General features: G+C 62.9%; 15 protein-coding genes. 8 read left to right on the top strand and 7 right to left on the bottom strand.

The genetic code is table 11. From position 1 onward, the window contains the following. Positions 1 to 124: 124 nt before the first annotated feature. Positions 125 to 943: a toll/interleukin-1 receptor domain-containing protein gene (locus tag EU805_RS17075; RefSeq protein ID WP_129765187.1), complete on the bottom strand. Its 819-nt coding sequence runs from the start codon at positions 941 to 943 to the stop codon at positions 125 to 127. A gap of 406 nt (positions 944 to 1,349) precedes the next feature. Further along, positions 1,350 to 2,228, bottom strand: a complete 879-nt coding sequence (locus tag EU805_RS17070) for a LysR family transcriptional regulator (protein ID WP_110815140.1) — start codon at positions 2,226 to 2,228, stop codon at positions 1,350 to 1,352. A 98-nt stretch (positions 2,229 to 2,326) separates the two neighbouring features. Between EU805_RS17070 and glyA the strand changes: the two genes are divergently transcribed. Continuing rightward, on the top strand, positions 2,327 to 3,649 hold the full coding sequence (gene glyA, locus EU805_RS17065; protein WP_129765186.1) for a serine hydroxymethyltransferase: 1,323 nt from the start codon (positions 2,327 to 2,329) through the stop codon (positions 3,647 to 3,649). A gap of 367 nt (positions 3,650 to 4,016) precedes the next feature. Here the strand turns inward: glyA and EU805_RS17060 are convergent, their stop codons facing one another. Further along, positions 4,017 to 4,793: an alpha/beta fold hydrolase gene (locus EU805_RS17060; RefSeq protein WP_129765185.1), complete on the bottom strand. Its 777-nt coding sequence runs from the start codon at positions 4,791 to 4,793 to the stop codon at positions 4,017 to 4,019. Positions 4,794 to 5,016: 223 nt separating this feature from the next. Here EU805_RS17060 and EU805_RS17055 point away from each other — a divergent pair, with 223 nt between their 5' ends. The 3 genes from EU805_RS17055 to EU805_RS17045 all read left to right on the top strand — a co-directional run bounded on the left by EU805_RS17055 (position 5,017) and on the right by EU805_RS17045 (position 7,246). After that, positions 5,017 to 5,469 carry a carboxymuconolactone decarboxylase family protein gene (locus tag EU805_RS17055; protein WP_242494223.1) on the top strand — a complete coding sequence of 151 codons (453 nt, stop codon included), beginning with the start codon at positions 5,017 to 5,019 and terminating at the stop codon, positions 5,467 to 5,469. Further along, entirely contained in the window at positions 5,456 to 6,340 is an 885-nt protein-coding gene (gene sigJ, locus EU805_RS17050; protein ID WP_207208139.1) for an RNA polymerase sigma factor SigJ, read from the top strand. Before EU805_RS17055 ends, sigJ begins: the two co-directional genes overlap by 14 nt. A gap of 363 nt (positions 6,341 to 6,703) precedes the next feature. Beyond that, the gene (locus EU805_RS17045) at positions 6,704 to 7,246 is read left to right on the top strand and encodes an adenylate kinase (protein ID WP_129765182.1); all 543 of its coding nucleotides are present in this window, start codon (positions 6,704 to 6,706) and stop codon (positions 7,244 to 7,246) included. A gap of 294 nt (positions 7,247 to 7,540) precedes the next feature. Here the strand turns inward: EU805_RS17045 and EU805_RS17040 are convergent, their stop codons facing one another. Both EU805_RS17040 and EU805_RS17035 read right to left on the bottom strand, forming a co-directional pair. Next, entirely contained in the window at positions 7,541 to 8,479 is a 939-nt protein-coding gene (locus tag EU805_RS17040) for a cation diffusion facilitator family transporter (RefSeq protein ID WP_110815769.1), read from the bottom strand. Beyond that, a complete protein-coding gene (locus EU805_RS17035; protein WP_110815768.1) occupies positions 8,479 to 9,249 on the bottom strand; it encodes a transglutaminase family protein in 771 nt (256 codons plus the stop codon). The genes EU805_RS17040 and EU805_RS17035 overlap by 1 nt, the downstream gene beginning before the upstream one ends. A gap of 77 nt (positions 9,250 to 9,326) precedes the next feature. On the opposite strand from EU805_RS17035, the gene EU805_RS17030 reads away from it, so the two are divergent. Together EU805_RS17030 and EU805_RS17025 are read left to right on the top strand one after the other, a co-directional pair. Next, on the top strand, positions 9,327 to 9,749 hold the full coding sequence (locus EU805_RS17030; protein ID WP_129765181.1) for a helix-turn-helix domain-containing protein: 423 nt from the start codon (positions 9,327 to 9,329) through the stop codon (positions 9,747 to 9,749). 253 nt (positions 9,750 to 10,002) lie between these two features. Next, positions 10,003 to 10,635: a tyrosine-type recombinase/integrase gene (locus EU805_RS17025; protein ID WP_129765180.1), complete on the top strand. Its 633-nt coding sequence runs from the start codon at positions 10,003 to 10,005 to the stop codon at positions 10,633 to 10,635. Positions 10,636 to 10,996: 361 nt separating this feature from the next. Here the strand turns inward: EU805_RS17025 and EU805_RS17020 are convergent, their stop codons facing one another. Next, on the bottom strand, positions 10,997 to 11,284 hold the full coding sequence (locus tag EU805_RS17020; protein ID WP_129765179.1) for a hypothetical protein: 288 nt from the start codon (positions 11,282 to 11,284) through the stop codon (positions 10,997 to 10,999). A gap of 286 nt (positions 11,285 to 11,570) precedes the next feature. On the opposite strand from EU805_RS17020, the gene EU805_RS17015 reads away from it, so the two are divergent. Then, entirely contained in the window at positions 11,571 to 12,458 is an 888-nt protein-coding gene (locus EU805_RS17015) for a hypothetical protein (RefSeq protein ID WP_129765178.1), read from the top strand. Positions 12,459 to 12,469: 11 nt separating this feature from the next. Here the strand turns inward: EU805_RS17015 and EU805_RS17010 are convergent, their stop codons facing one another. Beyond that, the gene (locus EU805_RS17010; RefSeq protein ID WP_129765177.1) at positions 12,470 to 12,886 is read right to left on the bottom strand and encodes a hypothetical protein; all 417 of its coding nucleotides are present in this window, start codon (positions 12,884 to 12,886) and stop codon (positions 12,470 to 12,472) included. A 743-nt stretch (positions 12,887 to 13,629) separates the two neighbouring features. Between EU805_RS17010 and EU805_RS17005 the strand changes: the two genes are divergently transcribed. Then, positions 13,630 to 14,754 (top strand): NAD(P)/FAD-dependent oxidoreductase, encoded by a 1,125-nt coding sequence (locus tag EU805_RS17005; protein ID WP_129765176.1) that lies wholly within the window; start codon positions 13,630 to 13,632, stop codon positions 14,752 to 14,754. Positions 14,755 to 15,133 lie beyond the last annotated feature (379 nt).

The following is a 15,133-nucleotide window of genomic DNA, read 5'->3' as shown; positions in this document are numbered from 1 at the left end:
CGCCGGCCTCATGCTCGGCCAGGATGCCGATGATCTGATCGTCCGTGAATCTCGTTCGCTTCATTGTCCGTCCTCAGGTTGGGCCGGACTCTAATCGACGGTGGAGGAAAAATCCCGTGGCAGGTCAGCCACCCGAAGATGGGTTATCCTCGGCCAGCCAGGTGATCTCAGTGCCGGTTACGCTGCCGCCCCGAACCGTTCCCCCGGCGACCTTGGTCCCACCTCGATAAATCGTAGCCGTGAAGCAATCTCCATCAAGGCGACGGAAGCGCGTTTCTATGCCTTCGTTGCGGGCTTGGAGTTCCTCTAGAGAACCCTGGAAGAACTTCGCCAAGAAATCAAATGTCTCGAACAGGAAGGTGTCGCGGTCGGCCTGCGAGAACTCTTTCTTGAGGCGGAGGTTCGACGATCTGGGCATTGCCTGTGGTTCTGGGCCTTCTTCCGCGACTTCGATTTCTGCTGCCTCTATGAAGTTGTGTTCGACCGAGGGGTCTCCCGCGATTTCCAGTCCCTCAATGGCACGACGGATCTGCCGTGTGACATCCAGGAATGCCTCATCACGGTCTGGCCATTGGGTAATCGGCTTTCCGTCACTGGGTGTGACAAGGAACTGCGCCAGATCAGTATGCGTCCAGTCGCATGGCCGGAGGATGACGGAGATCAGGCGGGCCGTTCCCTCCCGGTGCCGTTCAAGAGCCCGGCCCTTCTCGATCTTGTAGCAGTAGTCCGAGGCCAGGAAGTTCGGGCTGACAAGGAGGAGGATGACATCTGCCTCATCGAGCTCCTTCGAGATCGTCCAATCCAGATGATCCCCGGCAAGCAGGCGCCTGTCGTGCCAAACATCGACAAGTCCTTGGCGCTTCAGCATGGCAAGGTGAACTTCGAGTTCATCCCGGAGGCCCTCGTCGGCGTGGCTGTAGGAGATGAAGACGCGGGCGCCCATTTTATGCACTCCTTTTTCGGCGGACACGGTCGAGGAGAGCCAAGCCGGTTCGTCGGCTGGTCCTTGTGGGAAAAGCTTGTATTTGAAGTCGAGCTGTATGCCAACGTCTGCTTAGACTGATACAAGCTTCGGTTGTTGCGTATGCAGCAATTGTCTGCATTCCCCTGACCACCGGCTCCGTCGCGACCGGCCCTGACCTGCCGTTCAGTCCCTTGCTGATCGCCGCGGTGCAGCTTCACTAGACCGGCCATTCGTCCATCGCGCAGCATCATCGGAGGATGAAGGTCGGCAGGGCGGACGATCCTGACATTCGCACTCGAGGTAATAGCCGCCCGAAAGGCCCATAGCCGACATTCCAAGCCGGCCAAACGATTGACCGCTTCTTACTCGCCTGGCCCACTTCCGTTCAACGCAGATCGCGCAGCGTTTTCAGCAGCTCCCGGTGGCGGGTCAAATCCAGGCCCGGCAAGGCCCAGGCGCTGATCGCCTCGGGGGCCCTGACGCCTGCCCCGAGCGGGGCGACAAGGGTCCCGGCCTCGAGGTGCCTGGCCACCAGCGCCCGCCGCGCAATCAGGACACCCGCGCCGTTCAGCGCCTCCTCGACAGCGACCGCGTAGAGAGAAAAGACCGGTCCGCGAGGGGCGAAGGCCTGCCCGGACAGCGCCGAGGCCGCCCACGTTGTCCAGTCGTCGGCCCATATGGCGTCTGTCAGGCAGGTCATCGTCCGCAGATCATCGGGCGTCCGCATCATCGGGGCCAGGTCGGGGGCGCATACCGGAAGGATCTCGTCGTCGGTGATGCGTCCGCTCATGTCACGACGATCATCGACGTAGAACAGGGAAATGTCGAAGGGGACGCGCTTCAGGTTCGGTGGCGTTTCGACGGCGGTGACGGAGAGCTCGACACCCGGCATCGCCGTGCGCAGGGCAGGGAGGCGTGGCGCCAGCCACAGCTGCGCGAGCGCCGGCAGGGTGGCAATGTGAATGCGCTTCGGCGCCGCGTCCTGCCGCAGCGCCTGCACGGCCTCCCCCAGTCGGTCGAATGCCTCGACGAAGCCCGGCAGCGCCCGCGCCCCGATCTCGGTCAGCTGCACGCCCTGGGCATTCCGCTTGAAGAGCGGGGCTCCGACCTCGCTCTCGAGGTTTTTGATCTGCGCCGCCACGGCGCCGGGCGTGACCCGCAGTTCCTCAGCGGCGAGGGCGAAGCCACCGAGCCTGGCGGACGCCTCGAAGGCCCTCAGGGCATTGAGCGACGGGAGGCGGGGAAAGGGCGGCGCAACAGACATATCATGCTCATTTTTTCTAAGCCTATTATTCCTGAAATCTGCGTTGCCGGAAAGCCAGGATCTGCCGAGGATTGCGTCAACCGGATTGGAGACCTCAGATGACCATTCAAGACCTTCGCCCCTGGCTGCCCGAAACCGTTGCCAACCGCATTGCCGAGATCAGTGCAGAGACCGGGCGCGCCCCGTCGGATCGGCTCGAAGCGCGTGTCGTTGCGCTCGCAGAACGCAACCGCGCCATCCACGAGCGCGAATGCTTCAACCTCAATCCCGCGACCAACGTCATGAACCCCCGGGCCGAGGCGATCCTCGCCAGTGGGCTCGGATCGCGACCATCGCTCGGTTACCCCGGAGACAAGTACGAGATGGGGCTCGAGGCGATCGAGGAAATCGAGGTGATCGCCGCACAGCTCGCGGCCGAGATCTTCCACGCCCGGCACGCCGAGATCCGTGTGGCCTCCGGTGCGCTCGCCAACCTCTACGCCTTCATGGCCACCTGCGCGCCGGGCGATGCGATCATCGCGCCGCCGGCCAGCATCGGCGGGCACGTGACGCATCACGGCGCCGGCTGCGCCGGCCTTTACCACCTCAAGACGCATGCCGCGCCGGTGAATGCCGACGGCTACACCGTCGACCTCGACCGGCTGCGCGACCTTGCCCTTGAGGTCCGGCCCAAGCTCATCACCATCGGGATGAGCCTGAACCTCTTCCCGCATCCGATCCGCGAGATCCGCGCCATCGCGGACGAGGTCGGCGCGAAGGTCCTGTTCGACGCCGCCCACCAATGCGGCATGATCGCGGGCGGCGTCTTCGCGGACCCGCTGGCTGAGGGCGCCCACTTGATGACCATGAGCACCTACAAGAGCCTCGGTGGTCCGGCAGGCGGCCTCATCGTGACCAACGACGATGACCTGGCGCAGCGGCTCGAGCAGATCGCCTTCCCCGGGCTGACCGCGAACTTCGACGTCGCGAAATCCGCCGCGCTCGCGATCGGGCTGCTGGACTGGCGGGAGTTCGGTGTCGCCTATGCCGAGGCGATGGTCTCGACCTCCCGGGCATTGGCCGAGGCTCTCGCGGCCGAGGGCATGCCGGTCTTCGCAACCTCGCAGGGCTACACCGGCTCGCACCAGTTTGCGCTCGAGGCCGCGGCCTTCGGGGGCGGGCAAGCCGCGTCGAAACACCTGCGCAAAGCCAACCTCCTTGCCTGTGGCATCGGCCTGCCGATCGCGCCCGTCGACGGAGACCTTAATGGCCTGCGCCTGGGCACGCCAGAACTCTGCCGCTGGGGCATGACGGACCATGACATGGCGCAGCTGGCAAACTTCATCGCCCGGGCCCTGCGATCATCGCAGCCCGAAACGCTGGCACCGGATGTCGCCGCGTGGCGCGGGGGGTTTGACCGGCTCCACTTCATCCGAGGGTAAGGATCTGATCCGGGGGAAACTCCGGACGGAAGGCGTAGGCCAGGACTTTGTCGGGGTGACCCCGTCTGCTGATGCCCCGCCGAGGAGGCGCAGACCGGACGTTCGTTAAGCAAGCGGCGAAGGTCCGGTCTGCGCCCTTGACGCCATGTGCTGTAGCTCGCGCGATTGTCGTGGATGGGCTCGGAGCAGTCATGCGGCGGTGCAGCGCGCCGCGTGCCCAGCGTGGCGGGCCGCATGGCGCTCTCGGCCCCATTGCCGACCTTGGCCAGGATCACCTTAGCCGCAGCGCAGCTTCCCCATACGGCCATTCGTCCATTGCGCAGCATTTTCAGAGGCTGAAGGTCGGCAGGGAGGACGAAGCTGCCCTTTACAGCTTCCGTTCTTTCAGAAACTTCCGCAGGAGTTCTGCGAATTCTTGTCGAGCGTCGATGTGGACGGAGTGACCGGCTTTGAGCGACACGAAGGATGTGCTTTCCCGCTTCTCCGCCATTTCTTGCAGTTCTGTTGCGTCGCAGACTCGGCTTTCCGTGCCAGACACGACCAGGGCAGGGCAGCGGCTGCCGAGCCAGACGCTCCAGTGATCGCCGTTGGTCGCTCGTTCCAACTCCAGAAATTCAGCCGGATCAAAATTGAGCGTCCATCCGTCCTTCACCCTTCGGATGGAGTTCTGGAGATATGGCGAAAGGCGCGGGCCAAGCCGGTCCTCCAATGCCTCCCGCAATCGGAATGTACCACTCCACTCTGTGACGAAGGGTGAGGAATCGTCTTGAATACTCACGCCGATATCCTCGATGACCATAACCGCGATCCGATCCGGGTGCGCTGCGGCGAGATGATATGCAACGACGCCGCCGAACGAATGGCCCAGGACCGGTATCGGAGCGGTGAGGGACAGGTGGTCCAGTAGCGCGACCACGTCGCCGATATAAGCGGACATACGATGCGCCGCCCCATGGTCGGTTTCGCCAAAACCTCGCTGATCGAGCGCGATCACGCGCCACTCGGAAGCAAGATCGTTCGCAACGCCCGCGAAATCGGACGCCCCCATCCAGTGGCCATGAAGCGCCAGCAAGGGCTTGCCGTCGCCGCCCGCGTCAAGGAAGGACAGAACGACGCCATCGTGCTCGAAGCTGTGTCTGCGCATATATTCACCTTTCGTTCTTGTCGCGTATATCGGCCATGACCAGATCGATCAATGCTGCTTCAGGCCCTAGAGCTGTTGCCTGCCCGCTCCACGCTGACGGCTGCCGCGCGGGGGGAAGCGAAGGGTCGCAGCGGCACAACGCCGGTTCCGCGTGTCACAAATCTCGATCCTGTCCCGTCTTGTAGGCATGGTAAGAGAAACGGAGACAGCAATGACCCCTCGTATGAACTACTACACGGCCGCACCCGATACGATAAAGGCGATGATTGCGGCCGAAGAGGTGGCCAAGAATGTATCTATCCCCGAAGCCCTGCGTGAACTGGTCAAGATGCGCGTAACGCAGATCAACGGCTGCGCCTTTTGCCTGGACATGCACGCCCTGGCGGCGCGGCAAGCTGGCGTGGCGCAGCAAAAGCTGGACGTCCTTGCAGCGTGGTGGGAAAGCCCGGTCTTCGATGATCGCGAACGTGCGGCGCTGGCGTGGGCTGAGGCCTTGACGCGCATCGAGCAAACTGGCGTACCCGATGCCGACTACCAGTGTTTGGCGGCAGCCTTCGATGAGCGCGAAAGGGTCGAGCTGACCTTCGTGGTCACCATGATCAATGCCTGGAACCGCTTTGCCGTTGGCTTCCGCGCGGTCCACCCCGTGCATACGGATCAAGATGCGACCGCTTGATCCACACAGTGAGATTTTCGAGAGCGAGCGCCGGCGTCTGGCGGGGCTCGCCTACCGCATGACCGGGTCGGTGGCTGAGACGGATGATATCCTGCAAGAGGCCGCGCTCAAGTTCCATGTCACCGAGTTGTCCCGCATCGACCGCCCGGACCGGTGGTTGTCGACGGTCGTCATGCGCTTGTGCCTCGACCACCTGCGCTCCGCGCGCTCACGCCGGGAAACCTATGTCGGGGCGTGGCTTCCCGATCCGTTGATAGCCGATCCGTCCCCCGGCGCGGAAAGTGATTGGATGGAAACGGAGGATGTCGGTATCGCGCTGATCCTGACGCTCGAGACGCTCACCCCGGAGATGCGTGCCGCTTTTATTCTCCGCGATGCCTTCGACTACTCGTTCGACGAGATCGCCACGCTCCTGGGCAAGACCGATGGCGCGTGTCGGCAACTTGTCTCACGCGCGCGGCGGAAACTGGCAGGCGCCGAACCTGCCGGTTCACCATCGAAAGCGAGGACCCATCCGCTCGTCTCCGCCTTCTGGGAAGCGAGTAGACAGGGCGACATGGACCGCCTGCTCACCTTGTTCGCCGATGAGATTGAGGTCCACACCGACGGTGGCGGCAAGGTCCCGGCGGCAATCAACGTACTGCATGGACCTCGCAAGGCTGCCCGCTTGTTCGTTGGCCTCGCCAGAAAGCGAACACGTCCGGCCGAACCTTGCCCCCCGCTTCGGTGGATCAACGGCTCGCCGGGCTTCCTCTCCACCGAAAACGGCGTCTTGCAGACCACCGCGCTCTCGATCCGGAACGGCCGGATCGGGGCGATCTGGATCGTGAGGAACCCCGAAAAACTCCGGCACTTGCGCCCGTGCGGATAGCCTCGGAGGGGCAGCGCGCCGACCCGCTTCTGATCTGATGAAGCGCGGTCCGGCCGCAGTCTACAGATGAGCCGAAATAGTGTCGGCGCTTAGCGCTAGTGAATGTCGTGGAAGGCCCAAGCTGACATGCGGCGGCGCAGCGGGGCGCGCGCCTTCTAGGCAGCTGCGACCGTCTCTCCCGGCCCGAAGCTGCCGTTCGCCGGTCGGCTCATCGCCGCAGCGCGGCTTCACCGAACCGGACGTTCGCAAAGCGCGCAGCTTTTCCACCGCCCAGATGACCGCTATGCGGACGGAGCGGACATTGTAGAAGGCGAAGCGTACCGCTATTGACCTTGTGTTTTGAATGCTGACGGGAGGACTGATGTGCCAAGAATATACTTGATCGGAGCATCATGCTCGGGCGTCTCAACGCTTGGCGCGGCATTGTCAGCGCAGATGGGCATTCCCCTGCTGGACGTAGATGACTTCTATTGGATGCCAACAGACCCACCGTTCACAACAAAGCGCCCGCCAGATGATCGGGTCCGTCTGATCCAACAGCGGCAATCCCAGACGGCTGGCTGGGTTCTGTCAGGCTCCTTTATGGGTTGGGGGGATATCCTGATTGAGCATGTCGAGATCATCGCCTTCCTATATGCACCAACCGCGATACGGCTGCAGCGCCTGGATAGCCGAGAGGCACAAAAATATGGTGATCGTATCCTGCCGGGCGGCGACATGCATGAAGGCCATCTGGCCTTCCGTGACTGGGCATCTCGCTATGATGACTCCTCGTTCACAGGACGCAATCTCGCGCAGCATGAAGGCTGGCTCAAAGCACAATCCGCTCCGGTGCTGAAGCTTGACGGCACAGAGAAGACTGAAGTGTTGGCTGAGACAGTTACGACCACGCTGGAACGGCTCTGAACGACCACGAAGAGCTCGAAGCAGACATGCGGCGGCGCGACAGGCCCCTCGCCCTGGCGCGACAGGCCTGCGGTCGCTGACGGCCCACACCGGCCATTGGCCAAGTTCGGCTTTGCTGCAGCGCGGCTTCCCATACTGGACTTACATGGCACCGCGCAGCATAGCTCAGGGTCCCAAGGCCAGCAGTGCGGGACAAAGCTGCAGCAGCCGCGAACCAGTCGACAGTCTGCTTTGGACCTACGTTCCAGATGGCATACCCTAACGGCCATTCCCACCTCCGGCATGCAACGCGCTTTATCCTCTGCGCGTCGAGCTTTTCGCCACTTCGACGGTCACATGCTCTATCCCGGTTGTCTCGCGGACGCGCTCCTTCACGGCGGGGCGCACGTCGTCGGCCACCGCATCGGGGGCGATATCTATTTCCAGCGTGGCCATCGGCCGTTCCTGCGTGATCGACCAGGCGTGGACGTGGTGGGCGCGCGTGACGCCAGTCACATTCGCCTCCAAGTCGGCCGCGACGGCGCGAGCGTCGAAACCCGCGGGTGCGCCCTCCAGCAGGATATGCACACTTTCGCGCACCACGGCCCAGGCCGAGCGCAGGATCAGCAGAACGACCAACACAGACAAGATCGGGTCTATGAGCATCCATCCGGTCCAGATGATGACCAGTGAGGCCACAATGGCGGCGACCGACCCCAACAGGTCGCCCATCACGTGCAGCGCGGCGGCGCGGACGTTGAGGTTATCGCCTTCCGCCCGGCTCAGAACCCAGAACGCCAGGATGTTCACCACGAGCCCACCGATGGCGACCCAGAGCATCAGCCCGCCCATTACCTCGTGCGGATCGCGCAGCCTTTGGAGGGCCTCAAGGAGGACCCACACCGCGATCGCGAAGAGTGCGAGCCCGTTCACGAAGGCGGCGAGCACTGAAAAGCGGTCGAACCCGTAGGTCCGTTTCCAATCCGCCGGTCGGCGCGCAAGCCGGAAGGCGAACCAGGCCAGCATCAGCGAGGCGAAGTCGGTCAGCATGTGACCCGCATCGGCCAAGAGCGCGAGCGAGTTCGACACAAGGCCGCCGATGACCTCCGCTCCCATGAAGCCGCCCGTCAGGACGGCGGCGGTGAGAATGGCGCGTTCCTTGGATCTGCGCGCCTCGGGGGTGTCGCCCGCCGTCAGCTTCGGGCCGTGCGAATGGCCCGCGTGGTCGTGTGCGTGATCGTGCCCGGCCCCCATCAGTGCGCTCCCGCCCGAAGACCTGCGTCCGGCTGTGGTGCGGCTCGCACGCCGCCGGGGATGGCCGGCACCCGCCCCCGGCGGATGCCGGCGACGCGGGCGTTCATCCAGTGGCGGATGGCATGACGATAGAGAAACCCGCGCACAAGGCCGAACGCCTGGGCGTGCGCGGCGTAGAAGGCGTCCGGATCGTCATAGCGCCCGAGGTCGCCGTTGATTCCGGTGCGCTGGATGTAAGTGTCGCTTCCGTTCCACGCGATAGGCGGATCGGACAGGCAGTCGGTCCCCGCCCCAAAGGCGCAGAGAGACGTACGGCCCTCGAACGCGGTCTGGAGCGCGGAAAGGAAGGGCGCATCAAGGATGAACCCTTCGAGGTTCACCCACGCCCCGTCCCGTTCGACCTCCACCCAGGAATGCAGGATGTTCTGAGGTGCGATGCGAAAGGCAATCTCGGGCACCACGCCCCGCTGTAGCGCCTTGTGGATCGTGAACCCGTGCAGGCGGCAGGGAATGGCCAGGGCACGCAGCAGCGTCATGAGCAGCGTCGCCTTGGTGTTGCACTGACCGTAGCCGTCGCGCAGCACTTCTGACGCCGATATCGCGTCGTCGCGGTTGTAGCCGAATGCGATCTCGTTCCGTACGAAATCGTAGGCAGCGCCGATGCGCTCGAAGGGAAGCAGTGTGCCCCAACCTCGCGAAGCAATCAGGCAGCGGATCGCGGGATCGTCGAAATTCAGAAGATGGGTGCGGCGGAGATGTCGGCGGGTCATGGCGGGCCTCTTGATTCGTCTCGTTGCCATCGGGCATACGATCTACAGTGACTGTAGCTTCAAGGGGGTAAATCGCTGTGCAGGGCCATTCCATCGGCGCGCTGTCGAAGCGCACAGGTGTCAAAGTAACGACGATCCGCTACTACGAGGGACGCGGCCTACTCCCCGACCCCGGCCGCACGGACGGAGGGCAGCGCCGCTACGGGGACGCAGAGATGGATCGACTGTCCTTTATCGCCCACGCCCGGCAACTCGGCTTCGACCTTGATGCCGTCGCAGAGCTGATCGCGTTGCAAGAGACACCATTTGACGCTCACGGAGAGGCGCACCTGATCGCCACGAGCCGCCTAGCGGAGGTTCGGGACCGCATCGAGCGGCTACGGCGGCTGGAGGGCGAACTCTCACGGATCGTATCCGCTTGCGATGGCCATCCCGACGGACAGCCCTGTCGGGTGCTGAACGCCCTCGCAGACCACGGGGCGTGCGAACACGAGCACTGAGGTGCGGACAGGTGCGCCTTTACGGCATGTCGCCATGAAACACATAGCCCGTTTCGACAGGTTGGCTATTGCAGTTCGGAACGGATTAGATGCGAAATCTGACCCTGATAGAACACCCGAAGCGACCGTTCATCCGCCCCGCAGAATCTGCGCGTCTGGGCTCGAAGCGGACTTGCGGCGGCGCGGCGTGCTATCCTTTGGCGCCGACACGGTGCCGGTGATGGGAGGAGCGCGGCGGACCGGAGGAACTGCTATGCCTCCTTCGAACCTTCCCGCCATCCGTGCGTGCCGGCCAGCCTGGAACAAGGGCCGCCTCGTGGGCCAGAAGCTCCCGCTCCTGCCGAAACATGTCTGGGCGATCCGTGTGCGGCTCGAGCTCGCCGATCGCGCCCGTGATCTTGCCCTTTTCAACCTAGCGATCGACAGCAAACTGCGCGGCTGCGACCTCGTCCGCCTCCGTGTCGCCGACGTCTACGCGGCGGGCCAGGTGAAAGAGCGGACCTCGGTCCTTCAGAGCAAGACCAGGCAACCGGTCCGCTTCGAGATCACCGATGGCACGCGCAAATCTCTCTTGGCCTGGCTTGACGATCCCGATCTGGTCGGCTCGGAGTTTCTCTGGCCGGGGCGGTTCCACGAGAGGCTCCACATCTCAACCCGCCAGTATGCCCGCCTCGTCCGAGGTTGGGTAACCTCAATCGGATTGGAGCCGAGCTCTTTCGGTACCCACTCGATGCGCCGGACCAAGGTTGCGCAAATCTACCGCAAGACCGGTAACCTCCGCGCCGTGCAGCTCCTGCTCGGGCACACGAAGATGGACAGCACCGTCCGCTACCTCGGAGTCGAGCTGGAGGATGCCCTTGCCATCTCGGAAGCGGTCGAGATTTGATCGTCAGGGCCGCCCGTTTCGCGGGCGGCCCAAAGCTGCCTTTGGCCTCTCGGCCTAACGCTGCAGCGCGGCTTCCCCAGACGGGACGCTTCAAAGCGTGCGACAGCTTGAGGTCACACTGCGGGACCTTCTGCCATGCGATAGAAGGGCGAAGGTTCCATCGCTTTCGAGATGAGCTTCGGTCGTGTTGGCGAAAGACGGATGCGAGCAACCGGACATGCCTCGCTCAAGCTCTGTCAGCGATTTCGCGTGTCCGGCGGCAAGAGTAGGTATCAAACTTCACCGCCCTGCTCGAGGCACGTCCTCCAGCTTCAGGAGTGCCTCCCTTCGGGAGCCGCGTGCCGGGTCAGCCTTGCGACGTTCAGCGCCAGGTCTCGGTGCTGACATCTCTGGCGCGGGCAACGGCTCCTGTCTCGTCGTATTCGATGAGCAGGACACGATGCTCCGAGAACATCACGTCCCGCGTCACATACCAAATATCGTCTTCGCCAAGTACCTCGTCCGGCTCTCCGAGGATCTCGTGGACCTCGCTACGAGACAGCCCGGTCACTCTTTCGACGACGGCAGGTACCATGTCGCGGCGGGCGCGAATGCTCGCTTTCGTCCCGCCGGCGCTGCGCCATGCCTTGGGATCGAATTCCTCTGCCATGCTCGGTCCTGTATTGAGCATCACAATGGCGATCAGTGCCGGCAGGAGCCGTTTCCACGCAAGATATGACATCGCACCCCCTTAGAAGTATCTGTGACGCATCCATAGCCGTTGTGACGGGAGGGCAGGAAGTCCGAACCTGACAAAGCCCGCCAAAGGCCTGCGTTTCCGGAGCTCCCTGCCTATTGAGGCCAACCGGATATCTGGTGTCTTGCTCACCATTCCGATACTGATCGACTTGGATATTGACTTGCCAGCAGTGACGTTCCGCCCGAAAGGTGAAGAGATGCGTAGAGCCGTTGCACTCATCTCGGTGGTCATGCTGATGCCGGGGCCGGCACGCTCGGACACCGCCCGGGATCTGGCAACGCTGCTTGACGCACCGATCGAGAAGGTCAGTCAGGCGGTCGCGGACATCGACAGATGCGCAGACAGACAGCCAGGCGCCGGGGCAACGGCGTTCCGCGGCCTGATAGACGAGGCCGCTGCCTTCGCGGCGGGAGAGACGCTGCCCGGCACCCGCGAACTCCTGGCAGATTTCACGCGTCAGATCGTAAGCCAACTCGCCGTCGGCAGTGGTTGCACGGCCCTTGCCGATCTGTGGGACAGGAAGGACCCTTGGCTGCGGATGTTGCCCGAGGCGGGGATCGGTCTGTCGCAGGCGGACATCGAGGCAACCGAACGGCTGGAAGCCCTGGGGCGCCCCCTGTGGGACAATGCTCCCACCACGACGGCGCGGAGCCGGCTCTTGGCCCTCTGGGACAGTTTCGATCCGGAGGACGATCAGGTGGTCCTCCTGTGGCTGACGCGGCTCAACGCCTGGGCGCCTGCGGTCGAAGAAGCTTGGGAGGACCTGGATGCCGATGCGCGGGTGCTTTCGACGCGCGTCGCCTTCGACACGTTGCTTCCGGACGCGGAAGACCTCGAAATAATCCTTGGCCACGATGACCTCGGCAGCTGGATCGGCGGACGTTACTTCTTGTCGGGGCACGCGGATCTGGCGCGCTTCGAGGGCGTCACGTCGCTTGCGAAAGCGGGGTACTTCGGCGGCAGCTATTACAGCACGCTGGCCGACAGCTACCGCATGGCCATCGACACGATGACCTACATGGGAAACTCGATGGCCTCGATGGGGCTGCTGTTCGACATGATGGACATGAACACCCAGTATTGAGGGTCTACCGGTCAGATCGGCGTTATCTCGGCATGAGCAAGCCCGAACCCGGCCAGCACATCCTGCGCGCGTTGCGATATGATCAGCCGTCCGTCGGCGGCTGTCCCGAAGTCGTCCGTCCCCGCGAGGCCCGTCGGCTGAAACCAGAGGAAAGCCGGAAGAACGAGGTCGGGCAAGTCCGGCGCAACGGAGATCTCGGCATGATCGATGCGCGCGCCGGTCAGTCCCTCTGAAGCGACCGCATTCCAAGCCTCTTCGCGCAGCAGAAAGACCGGGAAACTCTCGATCAGCCCGTCGCCAAGCCAGCCCTCGACCCGGTAATGCACTTTGGACACCACGGGCGGATGGCTCGACCGATCAATGACCGTACCCTCGGCAAGCCCGCCCGCAACCTCGGGCTCCACGTTGAAGAACTGCCGCTCGCTCATCACCATCCGAACACCCTGCTCTGTGCCGCCAGACCCAATGCTTCCTGCAACGGGCGCGCAATATTCAAATTATCCCGCATCATGCAGTCAGAAACCTTTACTATATCCGGAGGTTGCAGGGGTCTGCAAACCATCGTTGAAGACGGCCCCAAGTTTGAACCGCGCCAATGTACGCTCTGTGCCTGCCTTGATGGCTCTGTGCTCATGCCTCGAACGACTGCAACCCACCCCTCCAGCAAAATGCCTTGCAATCGCGGCACCAATCGAGCCGCGGCAGCGAATGGCAACAAGTCTGCGGAGCTGACCTTGGTGTGCCAGACCTTGATGCACGATGCCACGGCTGCCCGGTTTGGGGAAGCTGCGCTGCAGCGGAGCCAGCCTGGCGAATGTCCGGAGAGGGCCGGGTCTCGGCCGGGCTGACCGTCTCACCTGGGCCTCCGGAGCGCCGACCAGTCGCGAAGGCCGTCTTCGAGCCCCACACTGTCCGCGCTGATGGCGGACTGCTTCGCGTTTGCAGCATGGGTGGGCTCGACATGATCGGCCTTTCCACCCGCGCGGCGTTTTGAGCCACGAACATGGGCTTGCTATCGTCCGGTCGCTTGACTTTGCGATCGCTGCCGTGCGTAGAGTTGCATTCAACTTGGCGTAACTGGTGTTATTCCGAGCATCATACGACCCTTCTTCAGTTGACCGGACAGCTCTTCGGGTGGCTCCGGGATCGGTCTGATTTAAAGGGTAACACTATGAAATCTCGTGTTCTCATCCTGGGGGCTGGGTTTGGCGGCCTGGAACTGGCAACCCTGCTTTCCGAGGCATTGGGCGAGGCGGCCGATGTTGTCCTCATCGACAAGAGCGATAGTTTCGTTTTCGGATACAGCCGTATCGACGTGATGTTTGGCAAAACGACCCTGGATGCTGTCCGCTTGCCCTACGACGATTTTGCAAAGCCCGGTATCCGGCTGGTGCGCGATACAATTACCGCAATTGACGCCGATGCGCGGCGCGTGACCACCACTGAAGGCATCTATGAGGCCGACTTTCTCGTGATCGCCTTGGGAGCGGATTACGACATCCCTGCGACCCCGGGCCTCGCAGAGTACGGAAACGAGTTTTACTCCAACATGGGGGCGGACCGGCTGCGATCGGTTCTTCCGGGCTTTTCGGGAGGTTCTGTACTCATCGGTGTATGTGGCTTTCCCTACAAATGCCCACCTGGTCCCAGCGAATGTGCCCTGACATTGCACCATTATCTTACGGAACGCGGAATCCGCGACAAATGCGACATCACCTTTGTCTCCCCGCTATCCACGCCCATGCCCGCCTCGGCAGAAATGGCACAGGCGTTGATGGACTCGTTCGAAGATTTCGGGATACGCCTTTTGCGCCAGCGCAAGGTCATTCGGCTCGAACCGGGGCTGGCTGTTCTGGACGATGGCATGGAACTACCCTTCGATCTGTTCCTCGGCGTGCCCAAGCACACGCCGCCACAGGTGGTCATCGACAGCGGACTGACCGAGGACGGATGGGTGCCCATCCACCTCGCGACCCTTGAAACCAGGTTTCCCGACGTCTACGCGATCGGTGACATGGCGGCGACGGGACTGCCGAAGTCCGGGACGTTCGCGGAAAGTGCTGCGCGAAGCGTTTCAACAGCGATCCTCGCGAAACTCGAAGGCGCTGAAGCGGAACAGAACACTGGGACCGGCACGTGCATCGTCGAGTATGGCGATGGTCGTGTCAGCTATGCTGAACTCGACTTCCTGACAGGAGCGTCACTTCAAGCCATTTACCATCCGCCATCCATTGCCGGAAAGACGTTCAAGAACGGCTTCGACGGCCACCGGAGGGCGCGTTGGTTTAACGCATGAGACCAAGCAGGCCTATAAAGCAGGTCAATCTTTAACTTGCGGAAGAAACGGCCAGCGCGCTCACAAAGACTGCCGTTGGCGGCTCGCAAAACGGCCCTGACCTGCCGTTCGCCGGGCTGGCCATCGCCGTAGCGCGGCACCCCCAAACCGGACCTTTATGGCTCTGCGCAGCATTGTCTAAGGCCTTGAGGCCCGCAGGGCGGACCTCTGGTCCTGGCGGCTTGCAATGTAAAACGTTCGTTTTACATTTGTATCCAAGGACGCCAAAGGAGGTTCCCATGGACATGACAAGCAAACTCACCGCCGCCGCCGAGCGGCTCTTTGATCGGCACGGCTACATGGCCACCGGTATGGACCGGCTGACGGAGGCTGCGGGGAT

Origin of the sequence: Salipiger sp. IMCC34102, assembly GCF_004145405.1 — a bacterium.
In the GTDB taxonomy this organism is placed as follows: domain Bacteria; phylum Pseudomonadota; class Alphaproteobacteria; order Rhodobacterales; family Rhodobacteraceae; genus Loktanella.
The sequence above is the reverse complement of the archived record's forward strand: the minus strand, read 5'-3'. Positions and strand labels throughout refer to the sequence as shown.

What these genes read in the sequence shown, in the direction of transcription:
- EU805_RS17040 (WP_110815769.1), bottom strand. Translation starts at nt 8,479, where the DNA reads ATGGGGGCCGGGCACGATCACGCACACGACCACGCGGGCCATTCGCAC.
- EU805_RS17060 (WP_129765185.1), bottom strand. Translation starts at nt 4,793, where the DNA reads ATGCGCAGACACAGCTTCGAGCACGATGGCGTCGTTCTGTCCTTCCTT.
- EU805_RS17015 (WP_129765178.1), top strand. Translation starts at nt 11,571, where the DNA reads ATGCGTAGAGCCGTTGCACTCATCTCGGTGGTCATGCTGATGCCGGGG.
- EU805_RS17020 (WP_129765179.1), bottom strand. Translation starts at nt 11,284, where the DNA reads ATGGCAGAGGAATTCGATCCCAAGGCATGGCGCAGCGCCGGCGGGACG.
- glyA (WP_129765186.1), top strand. Translation starts at nt 2,327, where the DNA reads ATGACCATTCAAGACCTTCGCCCCTGGCTGCCCGAAACCGTTGCCAAC.
- sigJ (WP_207208139.1), top strand. Translation starts at nt 5,456, where the DNA reads ATGCGACCGCTTGATCCACACAGTGAGATTTTCGAGAGCGAGCGCCGG.
- EU805_RS17055 (WP_242494223.1), top strand. Translation starts at nt 5,017, where the DNA reads ATGAACTACTACACGGCCGCACCCGATACGATAAAGGCGATGATTGCG.
- EU805_RS17025 (WP_129765180.1), top strand. Translation starts at nt 10,003, where the DNA reads ATGCCTCCTTCGAACCTTCCCGCCATCCGTGCGTGCCGGCCAGCCTGG.
- EU805_RS17070 (WP_110815140.1), bottom strand. Translation starts at nt 2,228, where the DNA reads ATGTCTGTTGCGCCGCCCTTTCCCCGCCTCCCGTCGCTCAATGCCCTG.
- EU805_RS17035 (WP_110815768.1), bottom strand. Translation starts at nt 9,249, where the DNA reads ATGACCCGCCGACATCTCCGCCGCACCCATCTTCTGAATTTCGACGAT.
- EU805_RS17005 (WP_129765176.1), top strand. Translation starts at nt 13,630, where the DNA reads ATGAAATCTCGTGTTCTCATCCTGGGGGCTGGGTTTGGCGGCCTGGAA.
- EU805_RS17010 (WP_129765177.1), bottom strand. Translation starts at nt 12,886, where the DNA reads ATGAGCGAGCGGCAGTTCTTCAACGTGGAGCCCGAGGTTGCGGGCGGG.
- EU805_RS17075 (WP_129765187.1), bottom strand. Translation starts at nt 943, where the DNA reads ATGGGCGCCCGCGTCTTCATCTCCTACAGCCACGCCGACGAGGGCCTC.